16 protein-coding genes are annotated in these 23,097 nt (G+C 74.1%); 7 read left to right on the forward strand and 9 right to left on the reverse strand.

Annotation, left to right across the window (positions count from 1 at the left end; all coding sequences use genetic code 11):
• Positions 1-13: 13 nt before the first annotated feature.
• From P5G59_RS11995 to P5G59_RS12025, 7 genes are read right to left on the reverse strand one after another with little or no spacing between them, the layout of a single operon-like run.
• Positions 14-775: an alpha/beta fold hydrolase gene (locus P5G59_RS11995; RefSeq protein WP_301219191.1), complete on the reverse strand. Its 762-nt coding sequence runs from the start codon at positions 773-775 to the stop codon at positions 14-16.
• A 9-nt stretch (positions 776-784) separates the two neighbouring features.
• A complete protein-coding gene (locus tag P5G59_RS12000; RefSeq protein WP_301219193.1) occupies positions 785-2,656 on the reverse strand; it encodes an MBL fold metallo-hydrolase in 1,872 nt (623 codons plus the stop codon).
• Positions 2,653-4,548, reverse strand: a complete 1,896-nt coding sequence (locus P5G59_RS12005; protein WP_301219195.1) for an alpha-amylase family protein — start codon at positions 4,546-4,548, stop codon at positions 2,653-2,655. The genes P5G59_RS12000 and P5G59_RS12005 overlap by 4 nt, the downstream gene beginning before the upstream one ends.
• A gap of 44 nt (positions 4,549-4,592) precedes the next feature.
• Positions 4,593-6,065 carry a sucrose phosphorylase gene (gtfA, locus tag P5G59_RS12010; protein WP_301219197.1) on the reverse strand — a complete coding sequence of 491 codons (1,473 nt, stop codon included), beginning with the start codon at positions 6,063-6,065 and terminating at the stop codon, positions 4,593-4,595.
• A complete protein-coding gene (locus tag P5G59_RS12015; protein WP_301219199.1) occupies positions 6,062-6,877 on the reverse strand; it encodes a hypothetical protein in 816 nt (271 codons plus the stop codon). The genes gtfA and P5G59_RS12015 overlap by 4 nt, the downstream gene beginning before the upstream one ends.
• Entirely contained in the window at positions 6,874-7,776 is a 903-nt protein-coding gene (locus P5G59_RS12020) for a hypothetical protein (protein ID WP_301219201.1), read from the reverse strand. The genes P5G59_RS12015 and P5G59_RS12020 overlap by 4 nt, the downstream gene beginning before the upstream one ends.
• The gene (locus P5G59_RS12025; RefSeq protein ID WP_301219203.1) at positions 7,773-9,248 is read right to left on the reverse strand and encodes an FGGY-family carbohydrate kinase; all 1,476 of its coding nucleotides are present in this window, start codon (positions 9,246-9,248) and stop codon (positions 7,773-7,775) included. Before P5G59_RS12025 ends, P5G59_RS12020 begins: the two co-directional genes overlap by 4 nt.
• A gap of 78 nt (positions 9,249-9,326) precedes the next feature.
• Between P5G59_RS12025 and P5G59_RS12030 the strand changes: the two genes are divergently transcribed.
• From P5G59_RS12030 to P5G59_RS12060, 7 genes are all read left to right on the forward strand, one after another.
• Complete coding sequence (locus P5G59_RS12030; protein ID WP_301219205.1) at positions 9,327-10,145, forward strand: DeoR/GlpR family DNA-binding transcription regulator; 819 nt, start codon at positions 9,327-9,329, stop codon at positions 10,143-10,145.
• Positions 10,145-11,410 carry a 3-oxo-tetronate kinase gene (gene otnK, locus P5G59_RS12035; RefSeq protein ID WP_301219207.1) on the forward strand — a complete coding sequence of 422 codons (1,266 nt, stop codon included), beginning with the start codon at positions 10,145-10,147 and terminating at the stop codon, positions 11,408-11,410. Before P5G59_RS12030 ends, otnK begins: the two co-directional genes overlap by 1 nt.
• Positions 11,407-12,042 (forward strand): class II aldolase/adducin family protein, encoded by a 636-nt coding sequence (locus P5G59_RS12040; protein WP_301219209.1) that lies wholly within the window; start codon positions 11,407-11,409, stop codon positions 12,040-12,042. The genes otnK and P5G59_RS12040 overlap by 4 nt, the downstream gene beginning before the upstream one ends.
• A 68-nt stretch (positions 12,043-12,110) precedes the next feature.
• Entirely contained in the window at positions 12,111-14,066 is a 1,956-nt protein-coding gene (locus tag P5G59_RS12045) for an ABC transporter ATP-binding protein (protein ID WP_301219211.1), read from the forward strand.
• Entirely contained in the window at positions 14,047-15,789 is a 1,743-nt protein-coding gene (locus P5G59_RS12050; RefSeq protein ID WP_301219213.1) for an ABC transporter ATP-binding protein, read from the forward strand. Before P5G59_RS12045 ends, P5G59_RS12050 begins: the two co-directional genes overlap by 20 nt.
• Complete coding sequence (locus P5G59_RS12055) at positions 15,786-17,633, forward strand: beta-N-acetylglucosaminidase domain-containing protein (protein WP_301219215.1); 1,848 nt, start codon at positions 15,786-15,788, stop codon at positions 17,631-17,633. Before P5G59_RS12050 ends, P5G59_RS12055 begins: the two co-directional genes overlap by 4 nt.
• 106 nt (positions 17,634-17,739) lie before the next feature.
• Entirely contained in the window at positions 17,740-19,332 is a 1,593-nt protein-coding gene (locus tag P5G59_RS12060; protein ID WP_301219217.1) for a stealth family protein, read from the forward strand.
• Between the two features lie 88 nt (positions 19,333-19,420).
• On the opposite strand, the gene P5G59_RS12065 is transcribed toward P5G59_RS12060, so the two are convergent.
• Together P5G59_RS12065 and P5G59_RS12070 are read right to left on the reverse strand one after the other, a co-directional pair.
• Complete coding sequence (locus P5G59_RS12065) at positions 19,421-20,344, reverse strand: phosphodiesterase (protein ID WP_301219219.1); 924 nt, start codon at positions 20,342-20,344, stop codon at positions 19,421-19,423.
• A gap of 66 nt (positions 20,345-20,410) precedes the next feature.
• Entirely contained in the window at positions 20,411-23,053 is a 2,643-nt protein-coding gene (locus P5G59_RS12070) for a glycosyl hydrolase 2 galactose-binding domain-containing protein (RefSeq protein WP_301219221.1), read from the reverse strand.
• Between the last annotated feature and the right edge of the window lie 44 nt (positions 23,054-23,097).

A 23,097-nucleotide genomic window follows, 5' to 3' on the forward strand; every position in this document is an offset into this window, starting at 1 on the left:
TCGACGGTGGGGGTCAGGCGGCGTCGAGGAAGGCGAGGAGGTGCGGGAGGGTGCGCGCGAGCAGGGTCGGGTCGCCGGCGGCGGCGAGGAGCTCGCCGAGGTAGTCGCCGTGGACGCCGGGGACGATGAGGAGGCGGGCGTCGGGGAGGAGCGCGGCCAGCTCCACGAAGTGCTCAGGGCGGACCACGTCGTGGTCGGCTCCGACGACGAGGGTCGGCGCGTGGATGGACGCCAGCAGCTCGTCGGGGAAGTCCTGGAAGCCGAGCATCAGCTCCCGGTCGAGCTCGAACATCCGCCTGGCGTGCTCCGGGTCGCGGCTGACCGCGAGGTCGGCGGCCCGGTACGGTGCGGGCAGGTCGTCGAACGTCCCCGCCTCCAGTCCCTCCCAGAAGCCGTCGACCATGCCCGACCGGCGCACGGGCGCCGACGCGGCGATGAGCCTCCGCACCGCCGACGGATGCCGAGCCGCGAGCTGCAGCGCCACCTGTCCGCCGTTGCTGAAGCCGAGCACGTCCACCGGCCCGAGCCGCAGCTCGGCCAGGACGGCGGCGACGTCGTCCGCCGACCCCTCGAAGCTCGCCGGGCGGTCGCCCGCCGTGGTGCGCCCGTGGCCCTGCAACTCGACCGCGAACACCGACCGGGTCGGCGCGACGCGCGGCAGCAGCAGCCCCCAGTTGCTCTGGATGGTCGAGCCGCCGCCGTGGATGAGCAGCAGCGGCGGGCGCGGGGAGTCCGGGTCGCCGTGCCATTCGCGATGCAGCGGGATGCGGTCCACGCCCGAAGGCTAACCGAGCGTCCCCCCGGTGTCGAGGGCCGTGACGACGTCCGCCACCGCGTCCCCCGCCTGCCCGTACCGCACCGCGCCGACGGTGACGTCGGCCGCGAGCCGCTGCCGCTTCCGCGGCGCCTCGCCCGCGCGCACGGCGAACCGCAGCCGTACGGTCTCCCCCGCGCCGGCGACGACCGACTCGGGTGACGGATCGCTCCACCCCTCCGGCGTGACCAGCCACGCCACGACCTCGCGCGCGTCGTCGTACGCGTTCACGACGACGACCTCGTACTCCAGCGGGGCGCCGGCCGGCACGCGCTGGTAGAACGGCTCCACCAGCACGAGGTTGCCGTCGGCCGGGGGCTGCATCCCGTCGTCCGGCAGCAGTCCGTCGTGGATGGCGGCCAGCTCGTCGCCCTGCTCGGTGAGCAGCTGCAGGTAGTCCTCGTCCACTTCGCGGCCCTGCCAGTGACCGGTGATCATCAGACCCGGCGCCACCCGCCGGTACAGCGCGGCGCTCTGGATGAAGTCGTCACGACGGAACCGGTTGCGGTACTGGTAGTTGAGGATCTCGCGCTGCACGCCGAGCTGCCCCTCGGCGGTCTGCTGGTCGCCCGTGGCGAGGACGCGCACGCCGTCCACCTCGAACTCGAACGCGGCGGCATAGAGCGTGTGCCCCGGCAGCTCGTGCGTCGTGATCTCGTACTCCTGCCAGCGCACCGTCTCGCCGAGGCCGAGCACGCGGTCGGCGGGGATGGGCTCGAACCACTGGCACGGCAGGTCCGTGCGCATCGGGTCGGCCATGATCGGCGCGACGTTCTCGGGCAGCCACACCGCGGTGCCCTCCACGTCGCGCAGCAGGTTCAGGCCGGCGATGTGGTCGTCGTGGTAGTGCGTGCCCAGCACGACCTCCACCGAGGTGACGCCGAAGTCGCGTTTCAGGGCGGGAAGCGACGCCAGCCACGGGCGGCGCGCGGCGCGGTCGGTGCCCGCCGGCCAGCCCGTGGACATGTCGTACCCGTAGTCGATGAACAGGGCCGCGCCCGAGTCGCTGAGCAGCACGTACACACAGGAGTTGGCGGTGCGGTTGAGCAGCAGGTGGTCGGTCAGGCGGACGAAGGGGCGCTCCAGCCAGTCGCGCAGGTCCCAGGGGTGGGTGCGGCGCGAGTCGACGTAGCCGCTCATCCGGGTCGCCAGCTGCTCCAGGGCGTCCACCGCGTCGGGCATCGGCTCGCCGTGCGACGGCAGCAGGACGGTCGGCTCCTCCTCCTGCAGCAGCAGGCAGGAGAGCACGGTCATCGCCGGGCCTTCGTTCTCGGTGTACGACCACTGGGTCGCCGCCAGCGACCAGACCTTGCCCGGAGCGTAGATGAGGTCGCCGGTGAAGGCGACCCGCGCGTCCCCCGCCTCCACCAGGTAGGTCACCGATCCCATGGTGTGCCCGGGCGTCGGCACGGTCTTAACGTCGACGCCGCCGAAGCGCGCGGTCCGGTACTCCGGAACCGTGCCGGCGACCGGCACCGGGTCGAGCAGCGAGAAGCGGTCCTGGCGCAGGTTGTAGTCGTTGTAGAGCGCCCGCGCCGACCACATCTCGTCGACCCGGGCGAACAGGTCCTGCTCCACCGGCGGCACGAAGATCGGGATGCCGGCGGCGACCGCCCGCGGAAGGCCCTGACCCTGGTCGCGGTGGTGGTGCGTCATCAGCACCGCGTCGAGGGTGGTCAGCCCGAGCTCGCCGAGGTGGTCGAGCACGTCCCCCGAGCCGAAGTCGATCGCGATCGCGCCGCCCGCCTCAGGGACTCCTCCCGGGCCGGGCATGACGACGTAGACGTTGCACGTGTCCGCGAACCGGTGCACGCCCGGGGCGACCTCGGTGAACGCTGTCATACGGCGCTCGGCTCCCTCTCGGTGCGTTCGCGGCCGGCCCGCAGCGCGCGGTAGTCGTGCCACAGCCCGGCGATCTCGTCGAGGTCGGCGTCGGTGACCGTCTCGCGGCTGTTGTCGATGGACTCCACATAGTAGAGCGCCGGCACGCCGAGCTGCGGCTGGATGCGCGCGTAGGCGAGCCACTCCTCCCGGTTCGGCATCGGCCACTGGTCGGTGTCGATGGCGTGACCGGGGAGGGCCGCGGCCGCGATGTCGTGCCGGAACCGCAGCTGGTCGCCCACCGGCACCGGCTCGCCGTGCACGGAGTCCTCCAGCACGTCGTTGAGGCGCACCATGTCGGTGACGTCCGAGAACGACGGGTGGACGGTGTGGGTCACCACGAGCGCGTCCGGCTTGGCGGCCTTCGCGGCGTCGTGAATGGTGCGCACGATCGCGTGCAGCGCGTTGATGCCCCAGACGTCGTCGGCGTGGGTGCGGAGTCCGACCCCGGACGGAGCGCGCTGCGTGAAGTCGACCTTGAAGCCGTCCGCGTCGAGGCCGTCGGGGGACACCATCCCGGTCACCTGCTCGGCGAGCGCCTCCAGGTACGCGGGGTTGGACGGGTCGACGGACACCGGCCGGCCGGCCGAGTCGCGCACGGTCAGTTCCGGCGGGAGCCCGGTCGGATCCCACGCCTTGAACCAGAGCAGGACGCGCTGGCCCTCGGCGTGGCGTTCGTCGATCCAGCCGCGCAGGTCGGGCCACTTCTCGGTGTCGACGGTGTTGGTGCCGTAGTCGGCCTGCCAGCGGTCGTCGATGACGACGGTGCCTGGGTGGATGTCGCGCTCGGCGAGCCGGCGCAGCCAGCGGTCGTAGAGGTACTGGCGGGCGAGGTCGGGGGCGAACGCGGCGCCGGCGGGGAGGACGAAGCCGTCCGCGTTGTCGGTGGCGAGCTCCTCGCCCTCGTGGCTCATCCGCACCGCGAGCGCGCACTGCGCGCCCCAGCCGCAGAAGATGGGCTCGTGCCACCAGTCGGCCTGCTCGGGCGCGGGAGCCGCCCAGCCGCGCGCGGCCAGGTCGTCGCGGTAGTCGCGGATCGCGGTGAGCGGCGCGCCCGCGGGGCGCAGCACGAACTCGGGGGACACCCATCCACCGGCCCGCACGCGGGTGTGGCCCTCGTAGGCGAGCCGCAGCAGGAAGCCGCCGTCGAGCGCGTCGTAGCGGTAGGTGGTGAAGCCGAGCTGCGCGACCGGGGCGACCACGGAGACGCCGAGCCAGTCGCCGACCGGCATGTCGGTGGGGCCGTGCGGGGCGTCGGCGGCGATGGAGGGGCGGCCGAGCGCGAAGACGAGCGGCGGCGGCGAGAAGATGCCGTGCAGGCGGCCGGGCTCGGCGTCGCCGACCACGCCGAGCTGCGCCTGCGTGTTCGACAGCCGGACGACCTGGATGGGCTCGGTCGGCGTCGGCACGAACACCGACGGGAACCGGATGCCGGAGCGGAAGGTGCCCGCCGCGCCCGACGGGAGCGTCGCCTGCCCGCCGAACATCGTCAGGTCGGCGATGCGGGCGTCGTCGTCCTCGGTCGTCACCTCGACGTGCGCGCGGACCTCGCGCGGGGTGCAGTGCAGCACGACTGCCTTGGTCGCCCAGGCGCTGGAATCGCTGAGCACGGTCACCCGGACGCTGCCGTCGGCCTGCTCCTCGACGGTCACCGCGGTCGGGCCGCAGCTCTCGTCGGGGAGCCCGACCCGGTCGACGCTCGCCAGCAGCGACAGGTCGCTCCACAGCTCGCCGTCGGGGCCGGCGATGGTGGCGCGCGGACGGGTGAGCGCGACGCCGAGCGTGTAGGCGGGGGCGACGAGCACGACCTCGGTCGCGCTGCGGGTGACGGTGATGTCCTGGGTGGTCTGCATGGTCCTCTGGCCGGGGTCGGGAGGGGCGGGTGGGGGCTGGAGCGTCAGAGCGCGGCGAGTGCGGCGACGCCGTCGGCGGAGACGGTGCCGCCTGTGCCGGTGAGGTGCAGCCGGAAGGCGGGGGCGGGGCCGAACGACACGGTGAGCTCGGCGCGCTCATCGCCGAGCGTCCAGTGCAGGCGGAGCGAGCCGTCCGATTCCACACCGTAGCCGAACTCGCCGCGGAACGCGGGATGAATCGAGCGCAGCCGCACGAGCGCCAGCTGGGCGCGGGTCACGTCCGAGCCGAGCGCGGCGTCCAGCTCATCCGGGGTGTAGACGTGCCGGTTGACGTCGCGGCCCTGGCCGGTGCGCTGGAACAGCGCGACGTCGTCGAGGCCGCCGAGCAGGCCGACGTAGTAGAGCTGCGGGCGGCCCGGCAGCCACAGCTGCACCGCCCGGGCCAGCAGGTAGCTCGTCGCGTCGGCGCCGAGGGCGGAGAAGAAGGTGGCGTTGATCTGGTGCGGGAGGCTCATCCATGCCGGGATGACGGACGCGATCGTCGAGTGGCCGTTCGTGGCCTCGGCGGCGCGCGCGAAGATGGCGGCCATCTCGTCCTGGTCGATCAGCCCGGGGCGATCGCCCGACGGGCCGGCGTCGATGATGCCGATGCCGTCGTGCGTGTCGAGCACCGTGATGGCGTTCTGCGGCCGGATGCGCAGCCACTCGGCGAGGCGGTCGGAGGTCCCGGTGCCGAGGCTGTGCAGCAGGAGGGGCGCGAGGGCGAAGTCGTAGACGTAGTCGACGAGCGGCGCGATGGCGAGCTGTTGCGTGTAGTGGGCGTGCACCTCCACGAGCACGCGGAGGCCTTCTTCGCGGGCGAGCGCGACGATCTCACGCACGAAGTCGAGCGTCTCCGGGGTCATGAAGCTGTCGGTGCCGGGCGTCTTCACCGCGTAGCCGACCGCGTCGAGGCGGACCGTGGTGACTCCGCCCGCCCGCAGGGTCGCGAGGATGCGGCGCAGGTAGGCGCGGGCGCGGTCGTTCGCCACGTCGAGGTCGACCTGGCTGGGCATGAACGTCGTCCACACCAGGCGTCGTCGGCCGTCGGCCATGCGGTACGCCGTGAACGAGAGGCCGGGACGCGGGCGGTAGAACGCGGTGATGTCGGACTCGGATGCGCCGTCGGGGAAGACGGTGTCGAAGGTGAGGAACATCCCGTCGTGCGGCGACTGCTCGCCGTGGGCCAGCCAGTCCACGAACTCCGCGGACTCGCTGGAGACGTGGTTGACGATGAGGTCGGCGGTCACCTCGCGCTCCGCGGCGATCGCACGGACGTCGTCCCAGGTGCCCAGCCGGGGGTCGACGGCGGCGTGGTCGCTGGGGTCGAAGCCCGCGTCGGCGCCGTCGAACGGCACGAAGAACGGCAGGATGTGCACGCCGGCGAAGTCGCGCAGGGGCCCGTCGAGCACCTCGCGCAGGCGGGGTAGGTCGCCGCCGAGCCGGTCGGCGTAGGCGAGCAGGTCGACACCGGTCATGACGATGCTCCGTTCTGCGGGTCGGTGGTTCCGCCGGACCCGGGGGCGGCCGGCCGGTTCGCGCTGGCGTCCGGCTTCCCCGGGTCCGACGGGGTCAGGGTCTCCGCCAGGCTGGCGACGCCGCCGGCCGGGGAGGTGAGCACGGGGACGGCGACGCCGGCCGACTCCGCTGCGGCCGCCATCGAGGCCTGGGCGAGCACGATCACGCCGGCCCCCGCGTCGGCCGCGGCAGCGCGGACGGCGTCGGCGATGAGCCGGTCGTGCCCCGCCTGGTCGCCGCGGGCGCGCGCCGCGGCCGCTCCCTCGACGACCGTCGCGGTCACGCTCGCGTCGACGCCGCGCGCCGCCGCCTCCCGCTCGATCAGCCGCGTCGTCGGCCCCAGCGTCGCCCTGTTGGTCGCCAGCACCACGACCCGTCGCCCCAGCGTCGCTTCCTCACTTAATCCACCCGCCGACGGCGTGTCGGCCAGATTAATCGAGGAAGCGACGGTGGGGAGGGAGGCGATGGCTTGGGCGGCCATGGGGGCGTCGACGCGGAGGATGGGGATGCTCAGAGAGACGGCAGCGCGCTCTGCGGCCTCGCCGATGGAGGAGCAGGTGACGAGGACGGCGTCGGCGCCGGCCTCCTGCAGGTGGCGGAGGTGGGAGGCCACGCGGGCCTCCACAGCGGGCGTGACGCCTTCGGCGATGGCGGTCTCCAGCATCCACGCGTCGACGATGTGCTCGCGCTGGGCGCCGGGGACGGCGTCCGCGACGAGCGCGTCGAAGGTCGCGGCGAGGGCCGGGACGGTGTGCAGCAGACCCGCGATCATCGCGCCTCCCGCCACGGCCGGGCCTCGCGGTCGACGACCTCGATCAGAGCCTCGAGCCGCGGGACGGACGGCTCGCGCAGCGCGGACGGCACGTCATCGCGCCCGACCACGTCGCTCCACAGCGCTCGGCCGGCGAGGAAGCCGCTCGCGCCGGCGCGGCAGGCGGCCTCGACCGCGGGCAGGAACGCGGGACGGTCCACGCCCTGCGACAGCACCACCCACGGGCCGGTGATGGCGGCGTTCAGCCGCTCGCTCGCCTCCCGCTGCTGCGCCGCGTCGCCGGTGCCCGACATCGGCACCTGCACCTTGTAGAGGCTCTGGCCGGAGGGCGACAGCTCGGCCGCCGCCTCGCGGATCGCCTCGTCGAGCTCCCAGGTGCCCGCGTCCAGCTCCTCCGGCGTCGCCCGCACGACGGGCTCGAGCACCGAGAGGACGCCGCGGGCGCTGCACTCGGCGACGAACCGCTCCACCAGGCGCACCCGCTGCTCGCGCTTCGCGTCGCGGCGCCAGATGACGAGCAGCTTGAGGGCGGCGACGCCGTCCAGGTCGGTCTGCGTGAGCACCACCTCGTCGAGCGCGGTCTCCTCGACCGGTCCGCCGTCCTCCTGGGTGAGGTCGTCGGCGGCGAGGATCAGGCCGGTGCCGGCGGGCAGCACGTCGCGCACCGCCTCGAAGCCGTAGTGCCGGTCGATCAGGAAGCCCGACGCGAGCGGCCCCAAGGCCTCGGCGACGTCGAGCTTGAAGCGGATGAGCACATCGTCGCCGGGGCGTCCCGCGCCTGCGAGGTCGAACATGTGGCGGAGGCTCTCGCGCTGGTCCATCGCCACCATCGCGAGGGCGCCGGAGGGGCGCGCGATGGCATCGAGGTCGAGCGCGGGACGGGAGGCGGTGTCGGTCATGCGGGTTCCTTGTCGTGGAGCGTCGCCGCTTCCACGAAGGCGTCCAGCAAGGCCGGATCGCCCGCGGAGGCGGCGCTGTCGGCGCTGCGCAGGGGCAGCGAGGTCGTGAGGCCGGCGACGCGGTGCGCGGCGAGCAGGGCGGCGCCGGTGGCGACGGGTTCAGCGGCCTCCACCCGACGGAGGGTGCCGGGAAGGATGCGCTGCTTGAGCCGCCACCAGCCGTCGTTGGCGGCGCCCGGGCCGCCGAGCACGGCGAGCTCGTCGCGGCGCGGGCCGGCGAGGCCGGTCTGGGCGGCGTCCATCCAGGCCAGCTGGAGGGCGAGGCCGGCGAGGACGGCCACGAGCGTCGCACCGGGGTCGGAGACGCTCGCGTCGCCGCCGCCGGCCAGCCGCACCAGGCGCGGCGAGGCCGCGGCGTCGGGCTGCGGCGACTGCCTGCCGCGCAGATACGGGAGGAGGAAGGCGTGCACCGGGCCGTCGGCCATCCCGGCGGCGTGCTCCAAGAGGTCGTGCCGGTCGGCGCCGGGCAGCAGCTCGGCGAACGCCCACTCGACCAGCGCACCCGCGGTGGGGTTGCCGGCCAGCAGGGTCTCGTGGCGGCCGTCGACCGTGCGGGCGAGGCTCATGCCCTGACGCCGGGCGGCCTCCCTGTCCACGTGGGATGCGACCCGCAGCAGTGCCTCCGCCGTGCCGACCGAGTCTGCGGCGTCGCCCGGCTCGCGCACTCCGGCGGCCCAGGCGCCGACCGCGTGGTCGTGACCGGCCGCGACGACCGGGATGCCTGCGCGCAGCCCGAGCGCCGCCGCGGCCTGCGGCGTGAGCCGCACCGCGACATCGCCCGGACGAACGACGCGAGGGAAGCGGTCCGGAGCGATGCCGGCGAGCGCGAGCAGGTCGGCATCGAACGACTCGGCGAGCGGTTCGCCGGCGTCGGGCAGCCGGTACGCCATCGTGCGGGCGGCCAGGGTGTGGTCGGTCACGGCCTCACCGGTCAGCGCGGCGACGACCAGGGCGTCCGCGCCGCGCCAGCGGGCGTCGGCGAGCCGCGCATCCCCCTGCTCGGCCAGCCGCAGCCAGTGCGTGAGCGGCGACTTCGCCGGGGCCGGGACGCCTGTCGCCGCGTAGAGCGCGTCCGCGCCCGCGGAGGCGGCCAGCCGTTCCGCCGTCGAGGTGTCGCCGTCGGCCCAGCGCAGCAGGCCGCCGAGGGGTTCGCCGTCTGGCGCCGTGAGGCATCCCGTCTCGCCCATCGATGCGACGCCGATCGCGGCGACCGGGTGCGGGCTGTCGAGCACGACGTCCCGGATCGCGGTCAGGACCACGGCCTGCAGGCCCGCTCCGGTGCCGGGGGTCGGCACGGTCAGCGTGCGCTCCTCGCGCACGGGGTCGCCGAACACGGCCAGGACCACCTTGGTGTTGGTGGTGCCGACGTCCACGCCGAGGGCGGCGAGAGGAGCGGAGGTCACGTCCCCCATTCTGTTCACTTCTGAACATTCGAGTCAAGATTTGTCCGATTGTTGACAAGCGTGGCGAGCAGCCGATTGGATGGACGCGTGCGCTACACCGACGCCCCCGCCCGCCGCGAAGAGCTGCTCCGCCGGCTCTCCGCCGAAGGCTACGTGTCCTCCTCGCGGGTCGCGGAAGAGCTCGGCGTCTCTGAGATGACCATCCGCCGAGACCTGCGACAGCTGGAGGGCGACGGCCTCGCCCGCCGCGTCGTCGGCGGCGCCAGCCTCCCGAACCTCGGCCACGGCCGCCCCTTCGACGAGCGCGCGGTCACCGGCAGCGGCGAGAAGCGCACCATCGCCGAGGCGTGCCTCGAGCTGCTCGACGGAGCGGCCACGGTCGCCCTCGACGCCGGCACGACGGTCGCTCCGCTGGCCGGGATGCTGCGGCCCGGCACCACGATCGTCAGCCACTCGGCCCCCGTCATCCAGTCCGCCATCGAGCGCGGCGACGTGGAGCTCGTCGCCGTCGGCGGCGTCTACCAGAGCGAGACGCGCAGCTTCGCCGGCGCCGCCGCCCGCCGCACGATCGCCGAGTACGCGGTCGATGTCGCGGTGCTCTCCGCGACCGCCGTCGACACGACGGGCATCCTGTGCGCCAACTCGCTCGACGCCGAGCTCAAGCAGGAGCTGGTGCGCACCGCGCGCCTGCGCGTGCTGCTGGTGGACCACTCCAAGCTCGGTTCGCGCGCCCCCATCCGCGTGGGCGGCCTCGACCTGGTGGATATCATCCTCACCGACGCCGGGGCCGACCCCGACGACCTGAAGGCCCTGCGCGACGCCGGTGCGACGGTGGTCGTGGCCGGCGAGCACACGCCCGCCGCGGCCGGCCCCCTCGGCGACGAGACGGGGGTCGGCGTCTCGTGATGCGCCTCGGCGCCGTCGCCGACGACGTCACGGGCGCCTGCGATCTCGCGGGCCGCGTGGTCGAGGCCGGACTCCCTGCGACCGTGCTGCTCGGCACGTCGTCCAAGGCGCCGGACGCCTTCGCGGCCGACGGCCCCGGCTGCGCGGTCGTCGCGCTCAAGATCCGCACCGCGCCCGTCGCGGAGGCGGTGGCCGCGGCGACGGACGCGGCACGCCTGCTGCGAGCGGCGGGCGCGACGCAGCTCTACCAGAAGTACTGCTCCACCTTCGACTCGACGGCCCATGGCAACATCGGACCCGTAGCGGATGCGCTGGCCGGCGTTGCCGCTGCCGACGGCACGGCCGTCACCGTCGGCACGCCCGCAACACCGGGGTCCGGCCGCACGCAGTACCAGGGCACCCTGTTCGTCGACGGCGTGCCGCTCGCGGAGTCGCCCATGCGCGACCATCCGCTCACGCCCATGCGCGACTCCGACCTCGTCCGGCTCCTGCGGCCGCAGACCGGGCGGACGGTCGGCCTCGTCCGGTGGCAGGAGGTGCAGCGCGGTTCCGACGCGATCGCCTCGGCCGTCGGCGACGGCCACACGCTGGTGGATGCGCTCACCGAGGCCGACCTCGTCGCCATCGCCCGCGCGGTACTTGCGCTGGCGGAGGAACGACCGGTCGTCGCCGGAGGCGGAGCGGGGGTCGCGACGGCGCTCGCACGCGCCGCGGCGGGCCCCTCCGGAGGCACGCCGGCCTCCACGCTGCCGGCCGTGCCGGTGACCGGGCGCGTCATCCTCGCCGGGAGCGCCTCCGCTGCGACGCGCGGGCAGATCGCCGCCTTCCCCGGCGAGCGCCTCGTGCTCGACCCGCTGGAGCTGGCCGCCGGTCCCTCCGCCCTCGACCGCGTCCGGGATGCGCTGGCCGCGCGCGCCGACCGGCTCGCGCCCGTCCTGATCCACGCCTCCCCGGAGGTCGCGGCCGCCCAGCGCGCGCTCGGCGCCGAGCGCGCCGCCACCCTGCTCGAGGACGCGATCGCCACCCTCGCCGCCTTCGCCGTGCACGAACTCGGCGTCAGCCACCTCCTCGTCGCGGGCGGCGAGACCTCCGGCGCGGTCACGGCCACGCTCGGCATCGACCGCCTCCGCATCGGGTCGCAGGCCGCGCCCGGCGTGCCGTGGGCCGTCGCCGACAGCGCGGGCCGCACGGTCGCCGTGCTGCTGAAGTCCGGCAACTTCGGCGGCCCCGGGCTGTTCACCGATGCCTGGGAGGCGGCGCCGTGAGCGAGGAGCGCGAGGCCGGGGCCCGGACCGCGATCGTGCGCGCCTGCCGCCACCTCTCCGCCGCCGGCCTGTCGCCCGGCAGCTCGGGCAACGTCAGCGTCCGCGTCGGCTCGCGCATCGTCGCGACGCCGACCGGTTCCTCGCTGCGTTCCGTGGTCGAGCACGAGCTGGCCGCCACCCCGGCCGACCAGGAGGGCGCGCCGCGACCGACCAAGGAGCTTCCGCTGCACGCGGCGATGTACGCCGCGCATCCCGAGGCGACCGCGGTCGTCCACCTGCACTCGCCGTATGCCACCGCGCTCGCGTGCCTGCCGCCCGACGAGCGCGGCTTCGCCCCGCTCCCGCCGCTCACGCCCTACCGGGTGATGCGGCTCGGGGACGTCCCGCTCGTCCCCTACGCCGCGCCCGGCAGCGCGGACCTCGCCGCCGGCGTCGCGGCCGCGGCGCCAGGGCATCCGGTGCTGCTGCTCGCGAATCACGGGCCCGTCGTCGCCGCCGCCACCCTGGACGCCGCGATCGACCTCGCCGAAGAGCTGGAGACGGCGGCCCAGCTCAGCTTCCTGCTCCGGCAGGCGCCCGCGGCCGCCCTGGATGCGGCCGCCGTCGCCGCGCTGACACCGCCGGGGCGCTGAGCGCACAACCCCCGCCCTGCAGCACCACCCTCCCCCTCTCGAATCGCTCGACCCCCCAGGAGCACCTCGTGTCCAGCGTCCGCGCTGCCCGTCCGTCCACCCCCGGTCCCGGCGACCGCCCGTCCGGCAAGCACCTCTCCTCCGTCCCGCGCTTCCTGCTCTGGCAGGCCGCCCGGCAGCCCGCCACGCTGACCGGCGGCGTCGTCTTCGGTGTGATCTGGATGCTGTGCCAGGCCGTCTGGCCCTACCTGCTCGGCCGGGCGGTCGACGAGGGGGTGTCCGGCGATTCGGCCCGGCTGTGGGTGTGGTGCGGCGCGCTGCTGGGGGTCGCCGTCGTCCAGGCCGTCACGGGGATGCTGCGCCACCGCATGGCCGTCTCCAACTGGCTGCGGTCGTCGCTCGGCGTCGCGCGGCTGATCGGGTACCACTCGGCCGAGACCGGGCCGGCCATTACCGCCACCACCTCTTCCGGCGAGATCGTCGCGACCGTGAGCACCGACTCCCTGCGCCTCGGGGCGATGTACGAGGTCTCCGCCCGGCTGTGCGGCGGCGTCGTCGCGTTCGTCGTCGTGTCGATCATCATGCTGAACGCCTCCCTTCCGCTCGGGCTCGCGGTCGTGATCGGCGTTCCGGCGGTCGCGGCGCTGCTGGCGCTGCTGCTGCGCCCGCTGCGCAGCCGCCAGGCCGTCTGGCGGGAGGAGTCGGGCGGCCTGACCACCCTTGGCGCCGACACGGTGGTCGGGCTGCGGGTGCTGCGCGGCATCGGCGGCGAGCAGGAGTTCGTAGAGCGCTACGCCCGGCAGTCGCAGCGCGTCCGCGCGGCCGGCGTCGGGGTCGCGAAGACGCAGAGCTGGCTCGACGGGCTCCAGGTGCTGCTGCCCGGCGCGTTCCTCGTCTTCATCGTCTGGTTCGGCGCGCACCTCGCCATCGACGGCAGCATCACGCCGGGACAGCTGACCGCGTTCTACGGTTACGCGACCTTCCTCGTGCTGCCGCTGCGCACGGCGGTGGAGGCCGCACAGACGTTCACCGCGGGCGTCGTCTCCGCGCGCCGCGTGCTCTCGGTGCTGCGCACCCAGCCCGCCGCACGCGACACGGAGGAGGTCGCGGAGGCGCCGGCCTGGGGGTCGGCGATCGAGGACCTCGCGTCCGGCGTCGTCATCCACCCCGGGCGCTTCACCGCGATCGTGGACGCCGACCCCGACGAGGCCGCCGGGATCGCGACCCGCCTCGGCCGGTTCGACGACGCCGTGCACCGCGAGGCGCCCGTGCTGTGGGGTGGAGTGGACCACACCCGCGTGCCGGTGCGACAGGTGCGCGAGCGGATCGTCGTCAACGACGCCAACCCGCACCTCTTCGGCGGGAGGCTGCTCGACGGGCTCGACACGCTCCCGGTCCGCGACGACGAATACACAGACACCTCCACCGGCCGCCTCCGCCGCGTGTCCGCCGCCCTCGATACCGCCGCCGCGACCGAGACGGTCGACGCGCTGCCCGAGGGCGTGCACGAGAGCGTCGCCGAGCGCGGCCGTACCTTCTCCGGCGGCCAGCGGCAGCGGCTCAGCCTGGCCCGGGCGCTGCTCACCGACGCCGAGGTGCTCGTGCTGATCGAGCCGACGAGCGCGGTCGACGCGCACACCGAGTCGCAGATCGCCGAGCGGCTGCGCCAGGCGCGCGACGGACGCACCACCGTCGTCGTCACGGCCAGCCCGCTGCTGCTCGACCGGATGGACACCGTCGCCGTGGTGCGGAAGGGCCGCGTCGTCGGCACAGGCACCCACCAGTCCCTGCTGCGCCAGGAGGACGACCTCGGCGACCTCTACCGGGCGATCGTGTCGCGCACCATCAGCGCCGCAGAGCCCGCCGACGGCGAAGACCTCGATGCGGCGTGGACCGGCTCCATCGACGCCCTGTGGACGGCCACGCACCCGGTGACCGCGCAGCGGCCGGAGAAGACCAGAACCGAGAAGAAGAAGTCGAAGCGGAACAGGAAGGGGAGCGGCGATGCTGCTTCCGATCGCTAGCACCGCGACGGTCCGGGCCACCGGCGTCCGGCTCATCCGCCAGCACCGCGGTGCGCTCTCCGTCGTGCTCGTGCTGCACACCCTCGCGGCGGTGGCCGGCCTCGCCGGGCCTGCGCTCATCGGCGTCATCATCGACGGCGTCACCGGCCGCACGCTGGTCGCGAGCGGCATCGACGCCATCGCACTCATCCTGCTCGGGGCCATCGTCTGCCAGGCGGTGCTCATCCGGTTCGCCCAGCGGCAGTCGATGGTGCTCGGCGAGGGCGTCTTCGCGCAGCTGCGCGAGGAGTTCCTCGCGACCGTCGCGCGCCTCCCGCTCTCCACGGTGGAGGCGGCGGGGACCGGCGACCTGCTGGCGCGCACCACCAACGACATCCAGTCGGTCGCGCAGACCGTGCGGTTCGGCGTCCCGCGCATCCTGGTCGCCGGCGTCACGGCCGTGCTGACCGTGGTCGCCGCGTTCCTGGTGAACCCGGCGGTCGCCGTCGCGATGTTCGCCGGGGTGCCCATCCTGGTGATCGCCGCCCGGTGGTACCTCAAGCGCTCGGGCCCGGGATACCAGCGCCAGCTGGCCTCGTACGCGACGCTCGGCGGCACCATCAGCGAGACGGTGGACGGCGTGCGCACCATCGAGGCGCTCAGCCTGGCCCCGGCGCAGCGCGCGAAGATCGACGCCGCCCTGCGGGAGCGCCGCGACTCGGAGTGGTACACGCTGTGGCTGCGGTCGTGGTTCTTCCCCAGCACCGACATCGCGTTCCTGCTCCCGGTGATCGTGGTGATCGCATGGGGCGCGTTCCTCGTCGGCGCGGGCGCGGCCTCCATCGGCGCCGTCACGGCGGTCGCCCTCTACGCGATGCAGCTGGTGTCCCCGGTGGACGAGCTGATCAGCTGGCTGGACGAGATCCAGGTCGGCACCACGGCGCTCTCGCGCATCATCGGCGTCGCCGACGTGCCGGAGGACCGTCACCCGACCGGCGAGCAGCCGGCCGACGAGCACGTGGTCGCCGAGGACGTGCGGTTCTCGTACCGCGAGGGCACGGAGGTGCTGCACGGGGTGACCCTCGACCTCGCCGTCGGCGAGCGGCTCGCGATCGTGGGCCCGTCCGGCTCCGGCAAGTCGACCCTCGGCCGGCTCATGGCCGGCATCACCGAGCCGAGCGGCGGACGCATCGTCGTCGGCGGCGTGCGGCTGGTCGACCTGCCGCTCGACGAACTGCGCAGCCACGTCGCGCTCGTCACGCAGGAGCACCACGTCTTCGTCGGCACCATCGCCGAGAACCTGTCGCTGGCCAAGCCCGGCGCGGGCCGCGACGAGCTGGCGCGCGCCCTCCGGGTGGTGGATGCGCTGCGCTGGGTCGCCGCCATGCCGCTCGGCCTCGACACGGTCGTCGGCTCGGGAGGCGTCGTGCTCACCCCGGCGCAGGCCCAGCAGCTGGCACTCGCCCGACTGGTGCTGCTCGACCCGCACACGCTGATCCTGGACGAGGCCACCTCCCTGCTCGACCCGACGGCCGCGCGCGACCTGGAGCGGGCGATGAACCGCGTCCTCGAGGGCCGGACGGTGGTCGCGATCGCGCACCGCCTGCACACCGCTCACGACGCCGACCGCATCGCCGTGGTGCGCGAAGGGCACGTGGAGGAGCTCGGCAGTCACGACGAGCTGGTGGCGGCGGGCGGAGCCTACGCCGAGCTGTGGGCGTCGTGGCACGGGGGCGGACGATGACCGCGCGGTCGCCGCTGGCCTGGCGCGGCGTGGTCGAGGGCTTCTACGGCGAGCCGTGGTCGCACGCCGACCGGCTGGCCTGGTTCGACCGTGCAGGCGCACTCGGGCTCGACCACTACGTCTACGCGCCGAAGGACGACCCCTGGCACCGCGAGGAGTGGCGCGAGCCGTATCCCGCCGACCGGCTGGCGTCGCTCGCGTCTCTCGCCGCCGCAGCGGAGCAGCGCGGCGTGCGGTTCGTCTACGCGATCTCGCCCGGGCTGTCGATGCGCTACGACGACCCGGAGGAGCACCGCACGCTCGCCGCGAAGTGCCGTCAGCTGCTGGAGGCGGGCATCCACTCGTTCGCGCTGCTGTTCGACGACGTCCCGATGGACGAGCCGGAGGCTCTCGGCCGCGCCCACGGCGAGACCGGCGCGCGGTTCGAGCGCGGGTTCCTCCGGCCCGCGGGCATCGACGAGCCGGTGCTGCTGTGCCCGACCGACTACGCCGGTGTCGCCGCGACGCCCTATCGCACCGGGCTCGCCGATGCGCTCCCGGCGGACGCACGGCTGTTCTGGACCGGGGCGGACATCGTGGTCGGCGAGGTCACGGCGGAGCAGATCCGCCTGGCCGTCGAGAGCTACGGCCGCGAGCTTGTGCTGTGGGACAACTTCCCGGTCAACGACTTCGACCGCTCCCGCGTCTTCCTCGGCCCGCTGACCGGCCGCGCGACGGCGCCGGGGCTCGTCGGCATCGCCGCGAACCCCATGGTGGAGGCCGCGGCCTCGCGGTTCGCGCTGCACACGGTAGCCGAGTGGGCCGCCGACCCGGAGGCGTACGAGCCCGCGGCCGCGGCTTCGCGCGCCTATGCGGAGGTCGCCGGACCGGGCGAGGGGCTGCGCACTCTCGTGGACGCGTGCAGCGCGTGGCCGCCCGGAGCGCCGCGCTGGCCACGACTCGACGAGCTGGTGTCGCACGAGCGCTGGGATGCGGCGGAGGCGCTGCTCGGGCGGCTCGCCGACACGCACGCGGAACCGGGCACGGCCCCCGACCTGGCGGTCCAGCTCGCGCCGTGGGTCGCCGCCGCGCGTGCCGCAGGCGCCGCCGGCGTACTCGCCTGCCGGGTGCTCGTCGCGGACACAGGCGGCCCGGCCGTCCCCGACGTCGATACGCTCCTCGCCGCGCGCCGCGCGCTCGAAGCCGAGTACGCGGACGTCGCCCGCGGCGCCGTGCTGTCGCTGCTCGACGCGGCCCTCGAACGTCTCGGCGTCGCCCCGCAGCGCGGCCGCGGCGACGGCGCGCTCATCGCCGTGCTCACGGGCGAGAACCCGGCGCCGGGCGACCGCGAGCTGGTCGAGTTCCTCGGCGCCTCCGGCTTCCGCGCGCACCTCGGCGACGACCCCGCGGCCGACCTGCTCGTCGTCACGCGCGCCGCGCCGGAGCAGCTCGCCGCATCCGCCGCCGGCCGCCCGGTGCCGCTGCTGGCCTGGGGGCACCTGGTGCCGCTCGGGATGGCATCGGCGTCCACCGTCCCGCTCTCGCTCGACCGCATCCACATCGCCGACGCCGACCACCCCGTGGCGGCCGGGCTCGACGGCGAGGTGGTGGTCTACCGCGGCCGGTCGAAGCTGACGATCGGCGACCCGCCCGACGCCGCGGCCGTCGTCGCACGCGACCCGGAGTCGGGCCGCGCCGTCATCGGCGTCACCCCGGCGGGAGCCACCCTCGCCGACGGGAGCGTCGCGCCCGCCGCCCGGGCCACCTTCTTCCTCGCCGCCGACGGCTTCGCCCCCTGGCTCGTGACCCCCGAAGCCCGCACCCTCCTCCTCGCCACCGTCCGCACCCTCCTCGAACCGTCCTGACCCCGCCGAGTTGCACGTCGTGGCGGCTATTCCGCCGGGATAGTCGCCACAAGGTGCAGCTCGACCGGTCGGCCTCCGCCGGGAACCGGCCTAGAGTGAAGCTGTAATGGCAGAGCTTCCTCCCGCATCCCTCTCCGACCAGCCCGAGCCCGTCGTCGTCACCAGCGACCAAGGCACGAGCGTGCGCCGGCTCACCCGCGACGACGTCGTTCAGCGCAAGGGGCTGTGGACGCTCGTCTCGGGCCCCTTCACGCCCCGCGAGTCGATGATCGAAGACCTCCTCGCGGTCCGCGACGCCCTCGACGAGGCCGGCATCGAGTACCTTCTGGTGCGCGACGACGACAACCGCCTGATCGTCGCGCTCGACCGCCGCAGGCGCAAGGAGGTCGCCGCCGCCCTCGCGCAGGCCTTCGCCGACGAGCCCTTCTATGCGCGCAGCATCGATCCCGAACGGGATGCGCACGGCGACGACCTGCTCATCGCCGACGGCCGCCTCTCACGCCGCAAGGCCGACATCCTGCGCGTCTACCGCCCGCGCCTCGAACCGATCGGCCGGCTGCGCTACGGCGCCGACACCGCGTTCCAGCTGGAGTTCTGGAAGTTCGGCGACGACGAGATCACCGCGCCCCGCGAGAACGCGCTGATGCGCCCCCGCCTGCCCCGCGGCGAGGCCGTCGAGGCCGAGGTGGAGCTGTACGGTCGCCGCTGGCGCACGCTGCAGCACATGTTCGACCCGCTCTCCAGCGACATCCGGTTCGACATCGACATCGTGTTCTCCTGGGTCGACGGCTCCAGCGCCGAGTACCAGCGGCAGCGGGCCGCGCAGATGGCGTCGTACGTCGTCGGCGAGGGCGACGACAACGAGGCCAGGTACCGGCAGATCGACGAGCTCAAGTACGCGCTGCGCAGCATCCACATGTTCGCGCCGTGGATCCGCAACATCTACATCGCGACCGACTCCCCGGTGCCGGCGTGGCTGGACCCCGAGCACCCGCGCATCCACATCATGCGCAGCGAGGACTTCTTCTCCGACCCGTCGACGCTGCCCACGCACAACTCGCACGCCGTCGAGAGCCAGCTGCACCACATCCCGGGACTCTCCGAGCACTTCCTGTACTCGAACGACGACATGTTCATCGGCCGGCCGCTCTCCCCCGACGTGTTCTTCTCGCCGGGCGGCGTGACCAAGTTCGTGGAGGCGGGCACCCGCATCGGCCTCGGCGAGACCGACCCGGCCAGGAGCGGCTTCGAGAACGCCGCCCGCGTCAACCGCCGGCTGCTCTGGGAGCGGTTCGGCGCGGTCACCACGCGCCACCTGGAGCACTGCGCGGCCCCGCTGCGGATCAGCGTGCTGCGGGAGATGGAGGCGGAGTTCGCCGACGATTTCCGGCGCACCGCGTCCAGCCCGTTCCGCTCGGCGACCGACATCTCGGTCACCAACTCGCTGTACCACTATTACGCGCTGATGACCGGGCGGGCGGTCACGCAGACGCAGGCGAAGGTGCTCTACATCGAGACGACGCTGCGGCAGGCGCCCGACATGATGCGGCGGCTGCTGAAGAAGCGCGACCAGGACATGTTCTGCCTCAACGACGGCTCCAAGCCCGAGATCGACCCGGCGGAACGCACCCGCATCGTCACCGACTTCCTCGAGCGCTACTTCCCCTTCCCCGCCCCCTGGGAGCGCCCCGCCTCCTAACGCGCCCCCCACCGTCGAGTCCGCAAAGACTGCACGCTCGCACGGCGTGTCGCGTGCAGTCTTTGCGGACTCGACGGCGGGCTGAGGGTCAGGCGAGGATGGTGACGGGCTCGGTGGGCAGCTCGCGGCGAGCGGCCGGCGGGATGCGGATGCCGTCGGCGGCCAGGCGGCGGGCCGACTCCTCGGCATCGATGTAGTCGAGCGTCGGGTAGTGGCCGAGCGGCACGACCGAGTGCAGCACCGTGTTCGGGTACACGTGCACCAGGTTGAAGGCGAGCGCACCGTCGCGGCCGCGCGTCCCTCCCACCGGCACGTTGAGGTCCTGCGTGTAGCAGCTCGCCGACGCCACCGACACCGGGATGCCCGCGAAGGTCGCCGTCGACGAGTAGTGCAGGTGCCCGGCGAGGATGCTGCGCACGTCGCTCCCCTCGAGCACCTCACGCAGCTGCGACTGGTCGCGCAGCTCCACCGACACCGCGAGGTCGAGCACGCTCGGCACGGGCGGGTGGTGCATCGCCAGGATGGTGCCCTCGGGCGCGGCGCTGGCCAGCTCGGCCGCCAGCCAGTCCAGTTGCGACTCGCTCACGTCGCCGTAGTGGTGGCCCGGCACGGTGGAGTCGAGCACGATCACCCGCAGGCCGCCGATCCAGTACACGTCGTCGATCGGCGAGGCGTCCCCGAGCTCGTCGCGCAGCCCCTGCCGGAACGACGCCCGGTCGTCGTGGTTGCCCATCACCCAGATGATGCGCGCACCCATCCGCTCCGCCGCCGGCTCCACGAGCGAGCGCAGCCGCGCGTACGCGTCCGGCTGCCCGCGATCGGCGAGGTCGCCGGTGAACACGATCGCCTCCGGCCGTCCGCCCGACGCCTCGACCTCCTGGAGGAGGGCGCGCAGGTGCTGCTCGCTGTCGACGGTGCCGTAGAGGCGTTCACCTCCCGCCAGCAGGTGCGTGTCGCTGATGTGCAGGAGGAAGTGGTCCGGCCGCGGGTACTCCGCGATTCGCGTCTTCACGGGCCCTATCACACCACTCCCGTCTGAACACCCCGTGAACATGTCCGGTGTGCCGCCTGGATCGGCTCAGTCCAGGTCGATCGGCTCGGCATTCCACGCCTCCACCCGGACTGCGGCACCATACCGGGATTCCAGGATGCGCTCCTCCCCCGGCAGCAGCGGTCGCGGATCCCCGCCCACCGCCGAGGGCGCTCCGCCTGCGGCCGGACGCGGGTCGACCAGCCGCACCGTCAGCGCCGCCGACGACCCGGCGTTCCGCACCCGCACGGCTCCGTCCGCGTCGCGCGACGCCTCCAGCCGCGGGGCGGCCACGTCGAACAACGCGGCGAAGTCGTGCGTCGTCGTCGCGAGCATCCGCTCCCGGTCGAGCTCGCCTGCCGCGTCGCGCCACTCCGCCTCCCACAGGAACACCTCCGGCAGCGCGGCGACCGGCACCTCCAGCGTCCCGACCGCTGCCGGGTGCCCCACCGCAGGGGCGGTGAACGCCGTCTCCGCCACGACAGCACCGTCGAGCCCGAGCGCGCGCACGGCGACCGTCGAGCCGGCGGCCACCGCATCCACCGCCTCCGCCCACAGCCACACCTCGGCCGACGCCATCCGCTCGCCGCCCCACACCGCGCGGGACACCCGAAGGGTCGCCCGACGCCGCTCGAACGCCCGCGTCACGGCGAAGTACGCCGGCTTCGGGTCGCCGCGGAAGTCGACCGCCGCCGTGCACCACGCGTTCGGATGGCTCTCGTTCAGCTGCCACGGCAGCACCATGCTGCAGCGCGGGAACCTCCGCCGGTCCGCCTCGACCGAGTACTGCAGTCCCGTCGCCTGCAGCAGCTGCGAGGCGCGGTTGAGCGTCTCCAGCGTGTCCGGGCGGCCGCCGAACAGCTCGACGACCTGGTCGGCGTTGTTCCACCACTCGCCCAGGTGCCGGTAGACCGGGTTCGTGCGGTCGGCGGGCCAGCGGTCGGACTCGGGGATGAGCGCCTCCAGCGAGCGCAGGTTCGTCATCCCCTCCACCCCGAACTCGGTGTGCGCGAGGTTCGTGCCCGCGTTCGCCAGCGTGTAGTGGCCGACGAGACCCTGGTGCTCCCACGGGCCGTGCACGTCGTGCTGGCCGTCCGGGTTCGCGTTGATGCGGTCGAGCCGGTTGTGGAACTCCGGCCCGGTCGGCGAGGTCGGCAGCCACGCGCGATCCGGGTCGAGCCGCGCGACCGTGCCGGAGAGCGCGGCGAGCACCGGAGAGCGGTCGTCGGAGAGCGGCACCCCGCCCTGGTCGAGCTCGTTGCCGCCGCCCCAGACGAGCAGCGAGGGATGGTGCACCCGGGTCGGCACGATCGCCTCCGCCTCGGCGCGCATGAGCTCGACGAACGCGGGGTCCTCGCTCGGCGCGCTCTGCATCCCGGAGCTGGACTGCGAGAACTCCTGCCACACCAGCAGCCCGATCCGGTCGCAGGTGGCGTAGAAGTGCTCCGACTCGATCAGGCCACCGCCCCAGACGCGCACCAGCCGCGCGCCGGAGGCGGCTGCCAACCCGAGCAGGTGCTCGACGCGGGCCTCGTCGATGGAGCCGAACATCGCGTCCGCCGGTGTCCAGTTCCAGCCGAGCAGCGGGACCGTCACGCCGTTCACGACCGCCGTGTAGGGCAGCGCATCTGCCGGCGCGCCTGCGTTCGGCACCAGCCGGGCCGTGCGGAAGCCGACCTGCCGCTCCGTGCGGTCGGCCTCGCCGGCGTCGTCGGCGAGCGCGACCGTCACGGTGTGGAGCGGCTGCTCCCCGAACGTGTTCGGCCACCAGAGGGCGGGGTCCGGGATGTTGACCCTCGCGCGCCCGACGGTCGCGTCCACCTCGGCAGTGCCGAGCGTGCGTCCGTCGCGGGAGACCGTCACCGTCACCCTGAGCGGACCGGCGTCCGGCCCGGCGTCCGGGCCGGCGTCCGCCGCCCGTCCGTCCATCGGCGCCTCCCACTCCACCTCCACGACCCCGACGCCCGCCTCGAGGTGCGACATCTTGTCGCCGCTCGGCGCGAGGGGAGACATCATGTCGCCACTGGGCGGGGCGCCGAGCCGGGTTCGCACCGTGACGTCGCCGAGCAGGGCGCGGCCGAAGCGTAGGCGGGCGCTCTTCCAGACGCCCTGGTGCCGGAGACGCGGCGAGAAGTCCCAGCCGTAGCCGAGGCGGGGCGTGTGGACGCGCACCCGCTCCGTGCGGCCCACCTGCGGCTCCGAGTCGGGCGCCGGGTGCACGCGCAGGGCCAGCTTGTGCCGCCCCTCGCCGCGGCGGGAGGCGTCCAGCGGCAGGCGGAGCCGGTGGTAGAGGCCGCGCACGGAGCCGAGCAGCTCGCCGTCCCAGTACACGTCCGCCGCCGGGTCGATGCCGTCGAACTCCAGCACCGCGACGCCGTCGGCGGCCGCCGCATCCAGGTCGACCGCGCGGCGGTACACCCAGGAGCGCTCCGCCACCCACTCCGCGGCGCGGCTGTTGCGGCCGACGCGCGGATCCGGCAGCTCGCCCGCCCGGTGCAGGTCGTCGACCACCGCCCCGGGGACCCGCGCCGGCAGCCAGCCGGGAGCCGCGGCGATGGCGACGGAGGCCTCAGCCACGTTGTTGCCCGCCTCGGGCAGCGGCGCCCCCAGGTACCACTCCGCGGTGTCCCCGAGGGCCTCCCGGATGCTCCACTGCTCGCCGTCCAGAACGATCGTCGTCGATGTGCTCACCCGATGATCATGCCGAATATGGGAACGATTCCAGAAATCTTCCG

This window comes from Leifsonia virtsii, assembly GCF_030433675.1.
In the GTDB taxonomy this organism is placed as follows: domain Bacteria; phylum Actinomycetota; class Actinomycetes; order Actinomycetales; family Microbacteriaceae; genus Leifsonia; species Leifsonia virtsii.

Bases quoted from the DNA above. Each gene is read 5' to 3' on its own strand.
- P5G59_RS12000 (WP_301219193.1), bottom strand. From the start codon at position 2,656: ATGACAGCGTTCACCGAGGTCGCCCCGGGCGTGCACCGGTTCGCGGAC.
- P5G59_RS12005 (WP_301219195.1), bottom strand. From the start codon at position 4,548: ATGCAGACCACCCAGGACATCACCGTCACCCGCAGCGCGACCGAGGTC.
- gtfA (WP_301219197.1), bottom strand. From the start codon at position 6,065: ATGACCGGTGTCGACCTGCTCGCCTACGCCGACCGGCTCGGCGGCGAC.
- P5G59_RS12015 (WP_301219199.1), bottom strand. From the start codon at position 6,877: ATGATCGCGGGTCTGCTGCACACCGTCCCGGCCCTCGCCGCGACCTTC.
- P5G59_RS12020 (WP_301219201.1), bottom strand. From the start codon at position 7,776: ATGACCGACACCGCCTCCCGTCCCGCGCTCGACCTCGATGCCATCGCG.
- P5G59_RS12025 (WP_301219203.1), bottom strand. From the start codon at position 9,248: ATGGGGGACGTGACCTCCGCTCCTCTCGCCGCCCTCGGCGTGGACGTC.
- otnK (WP_301219207.1), top strand. From the start codon at position 10,145: ATGCGCCTCGGCGCCGTCGCCGACGACGTCACGGGCGCCTGCGATCTC.
- P5G59_RS12050 (WP_301219213.1), top strand. From the start codon at position 14,047: ATGCTGCTTCCGATCGCTAGCACCGCGACGGTCCGGGCCACCGGCGTC.
- P5G59_RS12055 (WP_301219215.1), top strand. From the start codon at position 15,786: ATGACCGCGCGGTCGCCGCTGGCCTGGCGCGGCGTGGTCGAGGGCTTC.
- P5G59_RS12060 (WP_301219217.1), top strand. From the start codon at position 17,740: ATGGCAGAGCTTCCTCCCGCATCCCTCTCCGACCAGCCCGAGCCCGTC.